The organism is Neisseria sp. GT4A_CT1, assembly GCF_000227275.1.
In the GTDB taxonomy this organism is placed as follows: Bacteria; Pseudomonadota; Gammaproteobacteria; order Burkholderiales; family Neisseriaceae; genus Neisseria.
In genome coordinates this window covers 373,804-390,125 of sequence record NZ_JH164967.1, presented here as the reverse complement: position 1 = coordinate 390,125, position 16,322 = coordinate 373,804, and the positions used below count along the sequence as shown (strand labels likewise).

Genomic DNA, 16,322 nt, shown 5'->3' with positions numbered 1-16,322 from the left:
AATTTGGCTTTGCATCAACTGCCTTATTTCGAACGCACGTCAAACTTAAATTTGTAAGGCCGTCTGAAAAGCAGATTGCTTGTCGGATATGGATGTCTGACAATTTGATTAGACCTAACGTGAGTTTGAGATAACGCATTGATTTTTATGTGGAGCGATTTATTTGAACGGCAATCCATTCCCTCTCCTGTGGGAGAGGGTTAGGGAGAGGGCATTGGGTCGGCAACGGAAATATTGTCTGTATCTGCCCCGTTTTACCCTCTCCCCAACCCTCCCCTACAGGGGAGGGAGCCAAGTTGCAGGCACGCCGACGGAATATGGTTGAAACCCGGCCCCTCAGGGCAGTAGAATTTTGTTTATTTTTTGGGAAGTAACCCCTTCCAAATCAGGGTAAACAGGGCTGCGCCTTATGTGCAGCCCTGTGTGTTGAAACATTGAGGAATATAACCGTGCCGTCAAATTACTTTCATACGCGTGAACGATTGGGTGCTTTAGGCGGCATCGTGCAACATCATACCGCCTTGTACCGCAGCGTGGCGGTACATGAACCGACCGTGGTTATCGTGCGGCGCGGATGCAAGAAGCTGCGGTGGGCGGGGCGCGAATTGAGGATTGCGGCGGGTGAGGTTGTTGCCTTGGCAGGCGGGCAGACGTTTGACGTCATCAATATTCCCGATTCAGACGACCTCTATCAGGCGCAATGGATTGCTTTCGAACAGGAAGCCATAGAAAGGTTTGCCGCACAATACGGGACGGCACAGGCAGTGTGCGATGCGGTGAAGCTGCCGCACCCCGGGCGGATGAACGCGGCGTTTGATTATGCGGCTACGGTACTGGCGGATGAAGAAGTGCCGCACAATGCGGCGGAGGCCGCGCTTTGCGGCGTGTTGGCGTGGTTGCAGCATGACGGCATCGGTTTTACCGTGTACGAAGGCGTCAACCTGATGCGGCAAATCCGCAAACTGATTACCGCCGATATGGCTGCGGACTGGTCGTCGGCGATGCTGGCGCAGCGGCTTAATTGCAGCGAGGCCGCGTTGCGGCGGCGGTTGGCGCGGCAGGACACGAATTTCCGTACGCTGCTGACGGATGTACGCATGATGCGCGCGCTGACGCTGTTGCAGGTTACGCAATGGCCGGTGGCGCAGATTGCCGGCGCGGTCGGCTATGACTGTCCGTCCCGTTTCAGCGCGCGCTTCAAAGAGCGGTTCGGTTGCGTACCGTCGGCGGTCCGCTCGGAAGCGGAGCCGGCGGCATATCGGCGTACGGGGCAGGTCAGCGTTGGTGTTCGACCGTGAATTTTGCTTCGCCCAAGCTGTTTGCCCTAGTAAAGAAACCGACCAGCGCGGGTGTGGATTCGGCGGTGATGTTTGGCAGCTTGGCGACTTTCAGCGCGGTGAGCGTGAATTCGTAGCGGTGTTTCCTGCCTTCGGGAGGACACGCGCCGCCGTAGCCCGGAGTGCCGAAGTCTGTGCGGGTTTGCAGCGCGCCTTTGGGCAGCCTGCCGCCTTGCGCGGTAATGCCTGCGGGCAGGCGGCGGACATCGGCGGGAATGTCGGCGACCACCCAGTGCATCCAGCCCAGACCGGTCGGCGCGTCTTTATCGTAAACGGTCAGGACGAAACTTTTTGTCCCTGCGGGCGGATTTTTCCACGACAGCGCGGGCGAAGCATTGCCGCCCGAACAGCCAAAGCCGTAAGGCGCGCTCAAAAGCTGGTTTTGCGTGAAGCCGCCGTCTTTGGACGGGTTGTCGAATTGCAGCGTGAATGCGCCCTCGGCAAAGGCAGCGGTTGAAAAAGCCAGCAGTACGGCGGAGAGGATGCGGGTTTGCATAGATGATTCCTTTGCTTGATGAATAAGTGGATTCATTATAGGCTGTCAATGGAGGCAGGAATGTGCCGAAACGGTTGGATGATGTGCCGAAATGCGCAAATGCAAAAATCGTGGTTTCAGACGACCCTTTGCAGGTCGTCTGAAGTCTTTAATTCCTTTCCCTGAGGCTTTAGAAATATCGAATATTTAGGAATTGCCGCAACCCAAACCTCAAGATTTACGTCATAGCCCGTTCCTGCATCGGCGTGCGGGAATGGCGAAAATTGGGGATTTTGCCGTCAAATCCATGATAGAGATACGGAGCAAACGAATGATTACCCTGCCTTCCTTAAACAATCTGCCGTCAAAATGGGATGAAATCCGCCATTGGCTCGAAACCCAAGTTTTTGAGTGTGAAGTCATGCCGTATCCCAATCTGACGGAACACGAAGCCAAGCAGTTCGAGCAGGATTTTATCGACCGTATCGGTTGCGCGCCTGAAGAATATGTCCGCATCCGCAGAGCCATCCGCCTGCTGGAAGCACGTTATCCTGACAGCTTGAACGAACTGACCGCAGCCGCCATTGCCACGCCTTTGGGCGAGATGCTGGCGGTGTTTGGCGGTAAGGGTTTGTGTTTGCTGGAGTTTGTCGGGCAGAAACATATGGAGCAGGAAATTACCGCCGTCCAAAAAGCCTTGCGCGGACGGTTTGTGTTTCGGGAAGATGAGCGAACGCAACTTCTGCGGCAGGAATTGGACTTATACTTCAAGGGTCGTCTGAAAACCTTTGCCACGCCTTTGGAGCAGATTGGCACTGAATTTCAAAAGCAGGCATGGGATGCGCTCTTGGCGATTCCTTACGGCGAAACGCGCAGCTACAAGGAGCAGGCGCAGCGTTTGGGCAATCCCAAAGCCGTCCGCGCCGTTGCCGCCGCCAACGGGCAGAACAAAGTGTCCATCCTGATTCCCTGCCACCGCGTCATCGGCAGCGACGGCAAGTTGACCGGCTACGCGGGCGGCCTGAACCGCAAACAGTCGCTGCTTGCTTTGGAACGCGGCGAAGTTCAGACGACCTTGTTTTGATTTTGAGGTAAGTCGGATACTGGTACCCGACAACGCCGATTGAAATTATCGGATTCGAAAATCCGACCTGACTACAATAGAGCAGCGGCAGATTGCTCATCAATGCCCGACCTGCTGGAAAGGAGAAATACGAATATGAACCTGAAAAACCGCCATTTCCTGAAACTTTTGGACTTCACGCCCGAAGAAATCACCGCCTACCTCGACCTTGCCGCCGAGTTGAAAGCCGCCAAAAAGGCAGGGCACGAAGTGCAGCGGATGAAAGGGAAGAACATCGCCCTGATTTTTGAAAAAACATCGACCCGCACCCGCTGCGCGTTTGAAGTCGCCGCGCGCGACCAAGGGGCGGGGGTCACTTATCTGGAGCCGTCCGCCAGCCAAATCGGGCATAAGGAAAGCATCAAAGACACAGCCCGCGTTTTAGGCAGGATGTACGACGGCATCGAATATCGCGGCTTCGGGCAGGACGTGGTCGAAGAATTGGCGAAATACGCCGGCGTGCCTGTTTTCAACGGTCTGACCAACGAGTTCCACCCCACCCAAATGCTTGCCGACGCGCTGACCATGCGCGAACACAGCGGCAAACCTTTGAACCAAACCGCGTTTGCCTACGTCGGCGACGCGCGTTACAACATGGCAAATTCGCTGCTGGTGTTGGGCGCGAAGCTCGGCATGGACGTGCGTATCGGCGCACCGAAAACCTTGTGGCCGTCTGAAAACATCATCGCCCGCGCCCGCGCCGTCGCTGAAGAAACCGGCGGGAAAATATTGTTGACCGAAAACGCGGAACAAGCCGTCAAAGGCGTCGATTTCATCCATACCGACGTGTGGGTCAGCATGGGCGAGCCGAAAGAGGCGTGGCAGGAACGCATTGATTTATTGAAAGATTACCGTGTTACTCCCGAGCTGATGGCAGCATCGGGCAATCCGCAGGTCAAATTCATGCACTGCCTGCCCGCCTTCCACAACCGCGAAACCAAAGTCGGCGAATGGATTTACGAAACCTTCGGCTTAAACGGCGTGGAAGTAACGGAAGAAGTATTCGAAAGCCCCGCCAGCATCGTGTTCGACCAAGCGGAAAACCGGATGCACACGATTAAAGCGGTGATGGTGGCGGCGCTGGGGGATTGACGGCGTTTCTGTTTGAATCCATTAAAAAGGTCGTCTGAAAATCAATATAACGGGTTTTCAGACGACCTTTTGCCTTTATATCCTTTATAATCACGTCCATCACATTTTTATCCGCGCGCCCCTCCAAGCGGCGACGGAACAATATGCGGCAGAGGCATGGCGGGTTCAGTTTAAACGGGTTTGGCATGGCTCCGCCTGTCCAGATTGAAGTTTAATCCGCCATCCGAATACGCCGCCCATCCGAAAGGTTCGCATGACCACTTATTCCCTCTTCGTTACCTGCCCGCGCGGTCTCGAAGCCCCTTTATCCCAAGAACTCGAACAACTCAAATGCCAAGACATCCGCGCCGTTGACGGCGGCGTCGCGTGCAAAGGCGGTATGGAGCAGGTGTACCGCATCAACCTGCATTCGCGCACTGCCAGCCGCGTGTTGCTGCGCCTGACCAAAAGCGGCTACCGCAACGAGCAAGATATTTATAAAGCGGCGAAAAATATCCGCTGGACGGATTGGTTCGACTTGGAACAAACCTTCAAAGTCAAAGTAGAAGGCAAACGCGCCCAAGTCAAAAGTTTGGATTTCGTCGGACTGAAAATCAAAGATGCCGTGTGCGACGTGTTCCGCGACGCTTGCGGCGCGCGCCCCAGCGTCGGCAAAATCCGCCCCGACATCCGCATCCATGCCTTTATCGACGAGCGCGACATTCAAATTTTCATCGACACATCCGGTGAAGCCTTGTTCAAACGCGGCTACCGCCAAGACACAGGCGAAGCGCCGATGCGCGAGAACTTGGCGGCAGGGTTGCTGCTGCTGGCAGGCTATGACGGCTCGCAGCCTTTCCAAGACCCGTTTTGCGGCAGCGGCACCATCGTCATCGAAGCCGCGTGGATTGCCACCCGCCGCGCGCCCGGTTTGATGCGCCGTTTCGGGTTTGAAAAGCTGAAAAACTTCGATGCCGCCCTTTGGAAAAAGCTGCAACACGAAGCCGAAACGCAAATCCGCCCTGCGTCTGCCCCGATTTCAGGCAGCGACAACGATCGCCATATGATCCGCGCTGCCGTTGCCAACGCCCAAGCTGCCGAGGTGGACACGTTTATCCGTTTTGAAGTCAAAGACGCGCAGGATACCCGTCCGAACGGGGAAGGCGGCATTTTGATTTCCAATCCGCCTTACGGCGTCCGCCTTGCCGAAGTCCAAGCCCTGCAAGCCCTTTATCCGCAGTTGGGCGCGTGGCTGAAGCAGCATTACGCAGGCTGGTTGGCGGGAATGTTTACCGGCGACCGCGATATGCCGAAATTCATGCGCCTTTCACCCAAACGCAAAATCCCGCTCTACAACGGCAACTTAGACTGCCGCCTGTTTTTGATGGATATGGTCAAAGGGTCGAACCGATAAATACGGTTGAAGGTCGTCTGAAAAGCGGCGGCAACGCTGTTTCCGTTTTCAGACGACCTTTTCGTTTGGAAGAAATATAGTGGATTAACTTTAAATCAGGACAAGGCGACGAAGCCGCAGACAGTACAGATAGTACGGAATCGATTCACTTGGTGCTTCAGCACCTTAGAGAATCGTTCTCTGAAATTCGGGCTGAGGTCGTCTGAATCACAATATCGAAAGGAAATAATATGATGAAACCTGTTGTTTTGAGCATTGCCGCCGCTACGGTTTTGGCAGCCTGCAATACATCCGCCCAACAAGAAGCGCCGACAGTCGGCGCGGCAAATCCGGCTTCTGAGTTTTGCGTGAAGCAGGGCGGGAAATTGGAAATGAAAAAAGACAAAGACGGCGGCGAATATGCGCTTTGCCATCTGCCGGACGGTACGGTCGTCGAAGAATGGGCATATTTCCGCCAGCACAATCAGTAATAACGCATTGAGCCGTCGCGCTTCGGACGCTTAGGCTCGATATGGTTGCTTTGATTTCGGCAGATACAGCCGATAACGAAAAGGTCGTCTGAAACCTTGTTTAAGGGTTTCAGACGACCTTTTGATGTGTTGGCGATGGAATGCAGCTACACGGTTTATTGGACTTCCAGTTTGGTTACGCCGCCCATATAAGGCTGCAAAGCAGCAGGAATATTGATGCTGCCATCGGCGTTTTGATGGTTTTCCAAAACCGCGACCAAAGTACGGCCGACTGCCAAGCCGGAGCCGTTCAAAGTATGTACCAAGCGGTTTTTGCCGTTTTCGTCTTTGAAACGCGCCTTCATGCGGCGGGCTTGGAAATCTTCGCAGTTGGAGCAGCTTGAGATTTCGCGGTAGGTGTTTTGTGCGGGAACCCAGACTTCCAAGTCATAGGTTTTGGTTGCGCCGAAGCCCATGTCGCCGGTACACAGGGTAATCACGCGGTAGGGCAGTTCCAAAGCCTTCAGGATGTTTTCGGCATGGCCGACCATTTCTTCCAGCGCTTCGTATGATTTTTCGGGATGAACGATTTGCACCATTTCCACTTTGTCGAATTGGTGTTGTCGAATCAGGCCGCGCACGTCTTTACCGTATGCGCCTGCTTCGGAGCGGAAACATGGGGAATGGGCGGTCAGCTTCAGCGGCAAATCGCTGCCTGCCACGATACTGTCGGCAACGGTGTTGGTCAGCGTCACTTCGGCGGTCGGAATCAGATATTGCGTTTTTTTGCTCTCGTCGCCGCCGCGGGTAACATGGAACAAATCTTCTGCAAATTTAGGCAGTTGGCCTGTGCCTTGCAGGGTGGTGTCGTCCACGATGTAGGGTGTGTAATGCTCGGTGTAGCCGTGTTTCAGCGTGTGCGTATCGAGCATGAATTGCGCCAGCGCGCGGTGCAGGCGGGCGATTTGACCTTTCATGACGGTAAAGCGCGCGCCGGACAGTTTCGCGCCGCCTTCGAAATCCAAACCCAAAGGTTCGCCCAAATCGACATGGTCTTTGATTTCAAAGTCAAATTCGCGCGGCGTACCGACTTTGCGGACTTCGACATTTTCGGTTTCGTCTTTGCCGACGGGTACGCTTTCGTGCGGCAGGTTGGGAATGCTTAACAACCATGCGTCCAATTCTTTCTGAACGGCATCCAAATCGGCGGCCGCCTGCTCCAAATCGGTTTTGATTTGGGCGACTTGATCCATTGCCGCCTGCGCCTCTTCATGTTTGCCCTGTCCTTTCAATGCGCCGATTTGTTTGGAAATACTATTGCGCGAGGCTTGCAGTTCTTCGGTTTTCACTTGGACGGCTTTGCGCTGCTCTTCCAAGGCATTGAAACGTGCGGTATCAAACTCGTAACCGCGCTGCGCCAAACGTTCGGCGACGGCTGCGGTGTGGCTGCGGAGCTGTTGGATGTCTAACATTTTGTTCTCTCGATAAGATTTGGAAATGGCATCATTGTAAACCAAATTAAGGATATTTTCACAATGGAAGCGTTTGGGGACGGGCTTTGCGGCGGATATGAAAAGGGTCGTCTGAAACGCCGGATTTAAGTTTTCAGACGACCTCGGACGGATTCGGATACGCTAAACCCGATGCCGTCAGATTTGTTTTTCCTAATCCCCTCAATGTCTGTAAAACACGGGCGGCGGCTTGCCATCATCAGGTTTTCGGCAGAGTGACGCCGGTTTGTCCCATGTATTTGCCGTTGCGGTCTTTGTAGGAAGTTTCGCAGATTTCGTCGCTCTCGAAGAAGAGGACTTGCGCCACGCCTTCGCCGGCATAGATTTTGGCGGGCAGAGGGGTAGTGTTGGAAAACTCGAGGGTCACGTAGCCTTCCCATTCCGGTTCGAACGGGGTGACGTTGACGATGATGCCACAGCGGGCGTAGGTGGATTTGCCCAAGCAGACGGTCAGGACGTTGCGCGGGATACGGAAGTATTCGACCGTGCGCGCCAGTGCGAAGGAGTTGGGCGGGATGATGCAGCAGTCGTCTTCGACGGTGACGAAGTTTTTCGGGTCGAAGTTTTTGGGATCGACGATGGTACTGTTGATGTTGGTGAAAATTTTAAATTCGTTGGCGCAGCGGATGTCGTAGCCGTAGCTGGACGTGCCGTAGGAGATGATGCGCTGTCCGTTGGCTTCTTTGATTTGGTTCGGCTCGAAGGGGTCGATCATGCCGAACTCTTCGCTCATGCGGCGTATCCATTTGTCGGACTTGATGCTCATAATGTTTTCCTTGTTTCTTGCGGTTTTCAGACGGCGTCTGCGGAGAGGTCGTCTGAAAATGCGGGACGGGGTTATTTGGTTTTGGGCAGTTTCACTTCTTTAATCATGCCGTTTTCGCATTTCATGATGAAGACGGTTTCGCCGTTTTGCGAGGCGGTGAATTTGCCGTGTGCCAGGCCTTTTTTGAACGTGCCCGACAGTACCATGTTGCGGAACTTGGTGCTGTTGGAATTGAACGGCTCGATGAAGGTTTCGCGGTTGGCGGAGACGGTGTAAACGCCTTGTCCGTCGAATTTGCCGTTTTTAAATGCGCCGGTGTAGCTGCGTCCGTCTTGGCAGCGCCATGTGCCTTTGCCGGCAGGTTTGCCGTCTTTGCCGACATCGCCGTCGTAGGTGCAGCCCGGTTCCTGATAGGAAGTCAGGACGGCGGCCGAGGCGGGGAGGGCAAGCATAATGGCGAGCGGCAGGAATGCGAGGTGTTTAAACATAAAGGTTGTCCATCGAAGGTAGGTTTCAGGCGACCTTTTATCGTGTAAAGGTCGTCTGAAAAATTAGTCTTGCCAGCCGCCCAAATAGGAAACCAGCTCTTCCAACATGGTGCTGACGGATTCCGCCATCAGGATTTGCGAGGCGAAGGCAAGGCTGGCGGCATCGTCGCCGTTGCTTTCGGCTTCTTCCTGCAATACGTCGAGGTATTGGATGCGCTTGAGCGTGAAATCTTGCGTGAGGATGAAGGCGATTTGTTCGCGCCACACCAAGCCTAGCTGGGTTACGGTTTTACCGTTTTTGACGTGTTGGACCACTTCATCGGCGGTCAAATCTTGTTTGGACACTTTGACGACGGGAACAACATCGCCCACACCTTTGAGTTCGCAATCGCTGTCCAATTCAAAACCGCCTTCGCAATGCCCTTGCAACAGCCACTCGGTCATCAGGGAAGAGGGCGATTGCTTGGTATTCGGCAGCGAGGCTTCCAAACCGCCCAAGGCTTCGCGCAGCTTGGTCAGGATGTTTTCCGCTTTGGCGGAAGCCGCGTTATTGACGAGCAGATAGCCGTGGCGGGTATTGAACACCGCTTCAGTGCGGCTGCTGCGGGTAAACGCGCGGGGCAGCAGGTCGTCTGTAATCTGTTCTTTAAGCTCTTGTTTTTCCTTGCGGCCGACATTGCGGGCTTCATTGTTTTGGATTTCCGCCACCTTCTCTTCCAGAATATCGCGGATGACGCCGGCAGGCAGGACTTTTTCTTCTTTTTTCAGGGCGACGCGCAAAGTAAAGTCGGCAGGGAAAACGAGTTCGGGAGAGAACGAAACCGGTGCGGCAAAGCCTTCGCTGGACCAATCCAAACCTTGGCAGCGGGTAAATTCAGCCTCTGCAAGTTTGTCGGCAAGTACGTCCGCTTCGGGCAGCTTTTCTTTGTTGAGCGGATAAAAACTGATCTGCTTGAACCACATGGTTTGTTTTCCTTTTCATTAAAAGCGGCATTATACAGGCAAAGCGGATACAAAGATAAGGCGCAGAAGGGTCGTCTGAAACCGATTTGACCATAAAAACCCCCAAACCCGTTGACAGCGTTTTAACGCTTATGTATAGTTCGCAACTCGGTTACGCGCCCATCGTCTAGAGGCCTAGGACACTGCCCTTTCACGGCGGCAACCGGGGTTCGAATCCCCGTGGGCGTGCCAGATTTTCAATAAACCCTTACTGGAGAACAGTAAGGGTTTATTTTTTTGTCTTTGGGAATGGATGGGGTTGGGTGTTTAATATAGCCGTCAAAGGAATTTTGGCTTGCTTTATGAAGTATAAAATTCAAATTTATTATCAGTATCTTAGAAGCAATATTGTAAATTGCATTGGAGTTTTGTGTAGGTAAGGCCGTCTGAAATATTTTTCAGACGACCTTGGGTTTTAAATCCTTGAGTCAAAAATTTTTTTATATTCAGTAGGTTGATATTGGTTTGTTAAATAGATATGTATTTTCCTCTTCTATATCTTCATCTTCATAAACTTGAATTGGATTTTTCGATTCTCCAGTCAATAAATATCCATTAAAGTCATCATTAGGGATATAACAGACAATATGTTTGAGTTGAGATACTGCTATAATTTTATCTCTAATTTCATCATCTATTGCTGAAATCCGATATAAATTCACAAGCCAAGAAGCATCACCATTAACGTTAGAATAAATACAAAGGCAGCATATTTCATTCAAATCATTTTCTGAAAAACTTGGATCATTAAGTTTTTCAAAAGTGGTTGCTAGAATTTTATTTGAAGAACAGCCTAAGGCTGAGGCAAGAAATTCTATAATTTCATCTATAGAGATTGGATTTTTAATAAAAAAATCAAACATATAGTATCGCTATTTTAAGTTTTCTGTAAAATATCTTGCATATTATTCCTGTTTTATTGTGAATAATATAAAGAAATAAAATATAAAATTTAAATGGTTTGAATAAATAGGTTATAGGAGTAATTTGAAGATGAATATTAAATTTAAAAAATTTGGTTTGAGTCAAACTGACGTTCAGCAAATGAGAGAATACGGAATTTTGCCGGATAAAAAAACCTTACAAAATTTAATTAAGGCGCATCATTCAAATAATCCCGAGCCTGATGAGATTGCCCAATTACAAGATAATTTAGGCTGGCGAATTGATGAAAATTATATTCAATTTTTACTTAAACACAATGGAGGAATTCCATCTAAAGTTAGAATAAAGGGTAATAATATAGTTATAGACCATTTTTTGTCTTTTAAATCTGACTATAAGCTTAACTCCATTATTGATATATATCCAGATTTTAAACAATACGGGTTACCTATTGCGAATACCCCTTCAGGTGATAGTATTATTTTATCTTTGGACGGAAAAATTCGTTTTTTCAATCATAATATTGATTCTATTGATGAAGAAGTGGGGATAGTGGCGGATAATTTTTTGGAATTGCTGAGAAAGTTATATTAGTAAGCTATAGCCTATATGGAATCCTAAAATTTAGATGCTTTCAATATGTTTTTAAGATTTTCTGATCACAGGTTTCAGACGACCTCTATCGCGAATCGCTCCTGTCGACGGCGGTGCGCAGTTACTGACAAAGCTTACAACTATAAAAGGGCTTAGGGAAGTCTGAACAACTTATACGGCTACAGTCCACTAGGGTCGTCTGAAACGTCGGCGCAGCAATATCGGAACATTAAAACTCTGAAGCCTGCAGCACACTGCCACCATCGTCCCGTTTAACCAAACGCCAGATACAATAGCCTTTCCCAATTTCCGTTGTGCCGTTTTGGAGGTACTTGTAATACTCTCCTCTATCAGGAAAAACTTCTCCTTCTTCAAAATGTCGTTCTATCGCATTCTCGAGATCGTCGGGTATCCACATCCCGGCATAAGGTGCTTCCAACGGTCTCTCACGGTAAACAGGCATCAGTTCCTGCTTCGTCCCTTGAGGATCAAAAATCTCGTTTTCAAAATTGGCATTATCCCAACGATGCAGCCAGTAATAGCCTTGGGAAGCTGAGTAGCGGTTTTTGCCGTTGCCGAAGGCGGTATGCAGCGAATCATTCAGCTTTTGCGTCAGTATCGGCCGCATCAGGTTGTTCACTACCAGGTAATTAACGGGCAACGGTTTGGTTTTATCTCCCAAATCGGGGAATTTTCCTGCTTTGAATACCATGGTGCCGTTATAAGTCTTCAGTGTAATATCACGATAATGGTTCAAAACGTTTTGGATTTCCGTGCTGTTCAGTTTATTCTGAAACGCCTTACCGACAAGTGTGTACCAGCTGATAGATTTTATACCTTCGTACCAAAGGAGGGTTATGGGTGAATCTGAATCAGGTGTTACCCCCCCAATAACGTTTGGTAACAGCATATTCATAAAATTGGTATTTATAGTAGGAATCAGGGAGGGCAAGGGTCAGTCCGGCATAGCCGTGGAAAATATCAAACTGTTTGCAAACATATTCCACCCAATCTTCGAATTCCTGCTGTTGGGCAGTGGTCGATAAAAAGGACAAAGGCAGGGTAATTTGAAGGCAAGACAATCCATTTTCATCTATTGGGTGGGAGGAGAGGGTTTTGAACTGATATTCCGGAGCCCTTTGGCCATATTCCGTATCAGAAGTCAGTACACATGAAAATCTGCGTCCTGCTTCAGCATTTTTAATGGTACGGTCTATTTTGTTTTGAAATGCGGTCGGATTGAGCCGTGCAAAACGGCGCATGTCTGTCCAAAAATGCATTTTCAAATACCCATGGTACTTTGAATAAAAGCGTTCGGCAGCTTCCAGCGTCTTGCGTTGTCCCGCTACCGAACCGCCGCCCGTGTAGTAGATCAATATGGTCAGTCCCAAACGGGCATTGATATTGTAGTCTTCGTCATACATCAGGATTTAATCGGCTTCCCGTTGCAGGGACTCGTATAGCTTGGTTGTCATATTGTCTCTTTTATATGGTTGCTGTTGTTGACTCGGTAGGCAGATTACCGTGATGGGCATCGAATTCGTGTACTTTTCCAGTTGAACATAAATCAAAAAGGCAGATAGGACAAATGAACGATGATGAATGGTGGAAATGCGTTATGGATGGTTGTTTGAGGGTGGTGGGGATAAATAGAATTGGGTCGTCTGAATAGAGGGTTTCAGACGACCCTTATTGATAATGTTGTTTTTTAATTTGATCTGTGTTTTGAGTTTTGAGGATATCTTCCCTGTAAAGGTTAGTAAGGGGGATTGGGCAAGGCGTAGCCAGCAGGTACATCAGCATCTCCTCGAGAATGCCAAATTGTAAAAAACGCTTCTGTCTCTTAAAACAGAAGCGTTTTCGCATTTCAGACGACCTGTAATCCGTTTGTCGGAATCGGGCTGCGGCTTGGTTTGGGTTTTATTAGGATGTGGCTCAGCCGGGCAGGTACTGCATCGGGTCGACGGCTTTGCCGTTCATGCGGACTTCGAAATGCAGTTTGACGCCGTCTGTGTCGCTATTGCCCATGGTGGCAATCGGCTGGCCTGCTGCGACTTTTTGGTCTTTTTGAACCAGAATGGTGTCGTTATGTGCGTAGGCGGTGATGGAGAAGTCGCTGTGGCTGATGAGAATCAGTTTGCCGTAGCCGCGCACTTCTTCGCCGACGTAGAGGACGGTTCCGGCTGCTGCGGATTTGACGCTTTGTCCGAGTGTGCCGCCGATGTCGATGCCTTTGTTGGTCGCGTTGTCGTAGCCGCGGATGATGGAATTTTTGCCGTTGTCGACCGGCCATTGCAGGGTTAGGCGGTTGACGGGGGCGACGGTTCTGGCGCTGCTGATGTCGGTACTGCCGGAACGGGGGCGGTTGGTGGCGTTTTTACGGACGCGCAAGACTTGTCCGACTTCGATTTGTGAGGCGTTGTTCAGATTGTTCCATGATGCCAAGGTGTTGACGTTTTGTCCGTAGCGTTTGGCGATTTGGCTGAGGGTGTCGCCCGGTTTGACGCGGTAGTAGCCGTCGGGTACGGGGCCGGTGGATGGGCCGCCGGCACACGCGGCAAGCGTGAATGCCAAGCCTAATGCGGACAAACGGAGAATTGCGGTTTTGAAAAATAGGGTATGGTTTGTTTTCATAGAGAACCAAAAGAATAAATCAGTAGGATTATGGGCAGGCGTGAAGGTTCAACCTGTTTGGGGATTTTTTCGGGATGTTCGGCTGCCTGACGGGATATCTTTTTGATTCGTCGGGCAGTTTGAAAAGCAATACGACGGATGCTGACGGTAGCCCGGGGTCGTCTGAAACGGTCGGGCTGCAACGGCTGTTTCGGTTTTCGGTATAATCCTGCATTTTACACTCGGCGCGATGCCTGTTGAACTTTATCCGTGAATACTTCTTCTCATAAATCTTCTTTGCCTTATCTGGCTGCTTGCGGCAGCTTGATTTTCTTGATTATCCTTTCTTTATCTTGGGAGCTGTGGATTGCGCCTTTGCGCAGCGGCGGTTCGTGGCTTGCGCTGAAGGCTTTGCCTTTGTGCCTGCCGTTGTCGGGTATTTTGAAGGGTAAAGTTTATACTTACCAGTATAGTTCTATGTTGATTTTGATTTATTTTGCCGAGGCGGTGATGCGTTTGTTTAATGCGGGTGCTGCCGAGGTGGTGTGTGCCGCTTTATCGTTGACGGCGTGTTTGGTGTTTTTTGTTGCATGCCTGGCTTTTGTGAAGCAGCAGAGAAAGGCGGGAAAATAATGTTTATGCGTTTTTCAGACGACCTTAAGAGTGAATGGGACAGACGTTTGTTGCCTTTGTGGTGCTGTTTCTTGTGGATATGCGCCGCGCCGTTTTTGTCCTTCTACCGCGTGGGCCCGTTGTCGAGTTTTTATCTGGAAGCGGCTTCGTTGCTGGGTGTGCTGATGCTGGTGTTGGTCACAGCGTATAAGGGTTTGTTGAGCGTGCGCCTGCCTAAGGCGGCCGTCGGTTTGCTGGTTTTGGCGGCATTTTGGTGGCTGCAGGCGCGGATGATGGATTTGATTTACGTCGGCATGAACGATATGGTGATGTGGACGTTTATCATTCTGGCTTTGGCGGTATGGGCTTGCCGCGGCTGGGTGGCGGCTTACGGGCAGGAACGCATTGTGACGGTGTTCGCGTGGTCGCTGCTGTTTGGTACGTTGCTGCAGGCTGCGATTGCGTTTATACAGTTTAAGGGCTGGTACGATCTTGGGTTCCTGCGCAACATGATTGTGTATAGCGGAAAAGAGGTCAGCGGTCAGCTTGGGCAGCGCAACCACCTCGGGCATTATTTGATGTGGGGTGTTTTGGCGGCGGCTTATTTGTGGTCAACCCGCAAAATGCCGGGCTGGCTGGGATTTTTGTTGGTCTTCCTGATGACGGCTGTCTTGGGCTTGGTCAACTCACGCACGATTCTGGGCTATGTGGCCGGCGTGGCGTTGATTTTGCCCGTGTGGCGTTGGCGTGCGGGACGGGATTCTGCGAGGCTGGTGCGGATATTTTTCCTGACGGTCGCGTTGGTGGCGGTATTTCAATTTGCGATGGGTTCGATTTTGGAACTGCTGGGCAACGGTCAATATGAAACGGCGGTCGAACGCGCCGGAAACAGCGGTTTTGAAGGCTCGATGCGTCAGATTGAATGGCGTAAGGCCTGGACTGCTTTCTTGTCCGCACCTTGGTTCGGACACGGTTGGAACAGCTTTGCCCAACAGACTTTCTGGATTAATGCAGAGCAGCAGTATTTCCCGAATAATATCTTAGGCGTGTTGTTTACCCATTCGCACAATATTGTTTTACAACTGCTCTCCGAAGTCGGGCTGGTCGGTACGGTATTGGTTGCCCTGACGATGCTTGCGGGGCTGTGGCGGATGCTGGTGCGTCCTTACCATCCGGCTTCGCTGCTGCTGCTGTCTATGGTTGCCGTCAGTATGTGCCACAGTATGTTGGAGTACCCATTGTGGTATATCTATTTCCTGACGCCGTTTGTGTTGATGTTTGCGCTTGCTCCGGCACGTTATGAAGACGTTTCAGACGACCTCGCTTGGATGCGCGGCCGCAATTGGGCGGGCGGGCTTGCTACGCTGCTGATTATCGGCGGGCTGCTGCATATGGGCTGGACGTATACCGATTTGGTCGATTACAGTAGGATTCCGAAAAATGAAAGTACGGAGATGGCGGGGCGGAAGATTAACGGTTTGCGCCATATTTCTGAAACCAGCCCGATGCTGGCTTATTATGCCGACCTCAGCCTGACCCGCCGTGCCGAACCGACCGATATGCAGGTCAAACCTTGGGCAGAGAAGGCGGCGATCGATTCCTTGTCTTACCGCCCGTATTCCAACGCTTATCAGGTGGCGCTGTATCTCTACCGGCAAGGCAAGAAGGAAGAGGGCGCGAAATGGATGCAGGCGATGCAGTATTATTATCCGTACATGATGTCGTTTTACGCGGGCAAGCTGCGCAGCCATCCTGTGTTCCAACCGCTTTTGCCCAAGCTGCTGGCGGACTGCAAAGATTTCGTCAACGCGCCTAAGCACGAAAAAGCGAAGTCTTGCGATGTCGTGCCATAAGCAATAGGCTGATGTAAAAAGGTCGTCTGAAACCCGATTTCAAGGTTTCAGACGACCTTTTGTTATTTATTATAGTGGATTAACTTTAAATCAGGACAAGGCGACGAAGCCGCAGACAGTACAGATAGT

General features: G+C 50.9%; 17 protein-coding genes and 1 tRNA gene. 9 read left to right on the top strand and 9 right to left on the bottom strand.

The annotated features are described in order from the left end of the window. Window positions 1–482: 482 nt before the first annotated feature. The gene (locus tag HMPREF1028_RS08625; RefSeq protein WP_198006982.1) at window positions 483–1,298 is read left to right on the top strand and encodes a helix-turn-helix transcriptional regulator; all 816 of its coding nucleotides are present in this window, start codon (window positions 483–485) and stop codon (window positions 1,296–1,298) included. Here the strand turns inward: HMPREF1028_RS08625 and HMPREF1028_RS08620 are convergent. Next, a complete protein-coding gene (locus tag HMPREF1028_RS08620) occupies window positions 1,276–1,833 on the bottom strand; it encodes a YbhB/YbcL family Raf kinase inhibitor-like protein (RefSeq protein WP_009312394.1) in 558 nt (185 codons plus the stop codon). The two genes, HMPREF1028_RS08625 and HMPREF1028_RS08620, sit on opposite strands and share 23 nt — an antisense overlap. 253 nt (window positions 1,834–2,086) lie before the next feature. On the opposite strand from HMPREF1028_RS08620, the gene HMPREF1028_RS08615 reads away from it, so the two are divergent. The 4 genes from HMPREF1028_RS08615 to HMPREF1028_RS08600 all read left to right on the top strand — a co-directional run bounded on the left by HMPREF1028_RS08615 (window position 2,087) and on the right by HMPREF1028_RS08600 (window position 5,890). Then, window positions 2,087–2,896: a methylated-DNA--[protein]-cysteine S-methyltransferase gene (locus tag HMPREF1028_RS08615; protein ID WP_094113025.1), complete on the top strand. Its 810-nt coding sequence runs from the start codon at window positions 2,087–2,089 to the stop codon at window positions 2,894–2,896. A gap of 135 nt (window positions 2,897–3,031) precedes the next feature. Next, complete coding sequence (locus tag HMPREF1028_RS08610; protein ID WP_009312392.1) at window positions 3,032–4,027, top strand: ornithine carbamoyltransferase; 996 nt, start codon at window positions 3,032–3,034, stop codon at window positions 4,025–4,027. Between the two features lie 253 nt (window positions 4,028–4,280). Next, entirely contained in the window at window positions 4,281–5,420 is a 1,140-nt protein-coding gene (locus HMPREF1028_RS08605; RefSeq protein ID WP_009312391.1) for a class I SAM-dependent RNA methyltransferase, read from the top strand. Between the two features lie 230 nt (window positions 5,421–5,650). Continuing rightward, window positions 5,651–5,890, top strand: a complete 240-nt coding sequence (locus HMPREF1028_RS08600) for a DUF333 domain-containing protein (RefSeq protein WP_009312390.1) — start codon at window positions 5,651–5,653, stop codon at window positions 5,888–5,890. Between the two features lie 155 nt (window positions 5,891–6,045). Here the strand turns inward: HMPREF1028_RS08600 and serS are convergent, their stop codons facing one another. From serS to rdgC, 4 genes are all read right to left on the bottom strand, one after another. Next, on the bottom strand, window positions 6,046–7,341 hold the full coding sequence (serS, locus tag HMPREF1028_RS08595) for a serine--tRNA ligase (protein WP_009312389.1): 1,296 nt from the start codon (window positions 7,339–7,341) through the stop codon (window positions 6,046–6,048). Window positions 7,342–7,579: 238 nt separating this feature from the next. Then, the gene (dcd, locus tag HMPREF1028_RS08590; protein ID WP_003741335.1) at window positions 7,580–8,146 is read right to left on the bottom strand and encodes a dCTP deaminase; all 567 of its coding nucleotides are present in this window, start codon (window positions 8,144–8,146) and stop codon (window positions 7,580–7,582) included. A 71-nt stretch (window positions 8,147–8,217) separates the two neighbouring features. After that, window positions 8,218–8,634, bottom strand: coding sequence for an MORN repeat-containing protein (locus HMPREF1028_RS08585; RefSeq protein WP_003776943.1), 417 nt, complete (start codon window positions 8,632–8,634; stop codon window positions 8,218–8,220). Window positions 8,635–8,697: 63 nt separating this feature from the next. After that, a complete protein-coding gene (rdgC, locus tag HMPREF1028_RS08580) occupies window positions 8,698–9,597 on the bottom strand; it encodes a recombination-associated protein RdgC (RefSeq protein ID WP_009312388.1) in 900 nt (299 codons plus the stop codon). Window positions 9,598–9,752: 155 nt separating this feature from the next. On the opposite strand from rdgC, the gene HMPREF1028_RS08575 reads away from it, so the two are divergent. Next, window positions 9,753–9,828: transfer RNA gene (locus tag HMPREF1028_RS08575), tRNA-Glu, on the top strand. Window positions 9,829–10,082: 254 nt separating this feature from the next. Here HMPREF1028_RS08575 and HMPREF1028_RS08570 read toward each other — a convergent pair. Then, window positions 10,083–10,499: a hypothetical protein gene (locus HMPREF1028_RS08570; RefSeq protein ID WP_036529489.1), complete on the bottom strand. Its 417-nt coding sequence runs from the start codon at window positions 10,497–10,499 to the stop codon at window positions 10,083–10,085. Window positions 10,500–10,629: 130 nt separating this feature from the next. Here HMPREF1028_RS08570 and HMPREF1028_RS08565 point away from each other — a divergent pair, with 130 nt between their 5' ends. Then, the gene (locus tag HMPREF1028_RS08565) at window positions 10,630–11,115 is read left to right on the top strand and encodes an SMI1/KNR4 family protein (protein ID WP_009312387.1); all 486 of its coding nucleotides are present in this window, start codon (window positions 10,630–10,632) and stop codon (window positions 11,113–11,115) included. Window positions 11,116–11,344: 229 nt separating this feature from the next. On the opposite strand, the gene HMPREF1028_RS08560 is transcribed toward HMPREF1028_RS08565, so the two are convergent. The 3 genes from HMPREF1028_RS08560 to HMPREF1028_RS08550 form a co-directional block, all read right to left on the bottom strand. Continuing rightward, window positions 11,345–12,031 carry a type VI immunity family protein gene (locus HMPREF1028_RS08560; RefSeq protein WP_009312386.1) on the bottom strand — a complete coding sequence of 229 codons (687 nt, stop codon included), beginning with the start codon at window positions 12,029–12,031 and terminating at the stop codon, window positions 11,345–11,347. Further along, window positions 11,988–12,539 (bottom strand): type VI immunity family protein, encoded by a 552-nt coding sequence (locus HMPREF1028_RS15720; RefSeq protein ID WP_009312385.1) that lies wholly within the window; start codon window positions 12,537–12,539, stop codon window positions 11,988–11,990. Before HMPREF1028_RS15720 ends, HMPREF1028_RS08560 begins: the two co-directional genes overlap by 44 nt. Window positions 12,540–13,050: 511 nt before the next feature. Continuing rightward, complete coding sequence (locus HMPREF1028_RS08550; RefSeq protein ID WP_009312383.1) at window positions 13,051–13,749, bottom strand: peptidoglycan DD-metalloendopeptidase family protein; 699 nt, start codon at window positions 13,747–13,749, stop codon at window positions 13,051–13,053. 249 nt (window positions 13,750–13,998) lie between these two features. On the opposite strand from HMPREF1028_RS08550, the gene HMPREF1028_RS08545 reads away from it, so the two are divergent. Both HMPREF1028_RS08545 and HMPREF1028_RS08540 read left to right on the top strand, forming a co-directional pair. After that, window positions 13,999–14,361, top strand: a complete 363-nt coding sequence (locus tag HMPREF1028_RS08545; RefSeq protein ID WP_049223187.1) for a DUF2069 domain-containing protein — start codon at window positions 13,999–14,001, stop codon at window positions 14,359–14,361. Beyond that, entirely contained in the window at window positions 14,361–16,193 is a 1,833-nt protein-coding gene (locus HMPREF1028_RS08540) for a PglL family O-oligosaccharyltransferase (RefSeq protein ID WP_009312382.1), read from the top strand. Before HMPREF1028_RS08545 ends, HMPREF1028_RS08540 begins: the two co-directional genes overlap by 1 nt. Window positions 16,194–16,322: the final 129 nt, after the last annotated feature.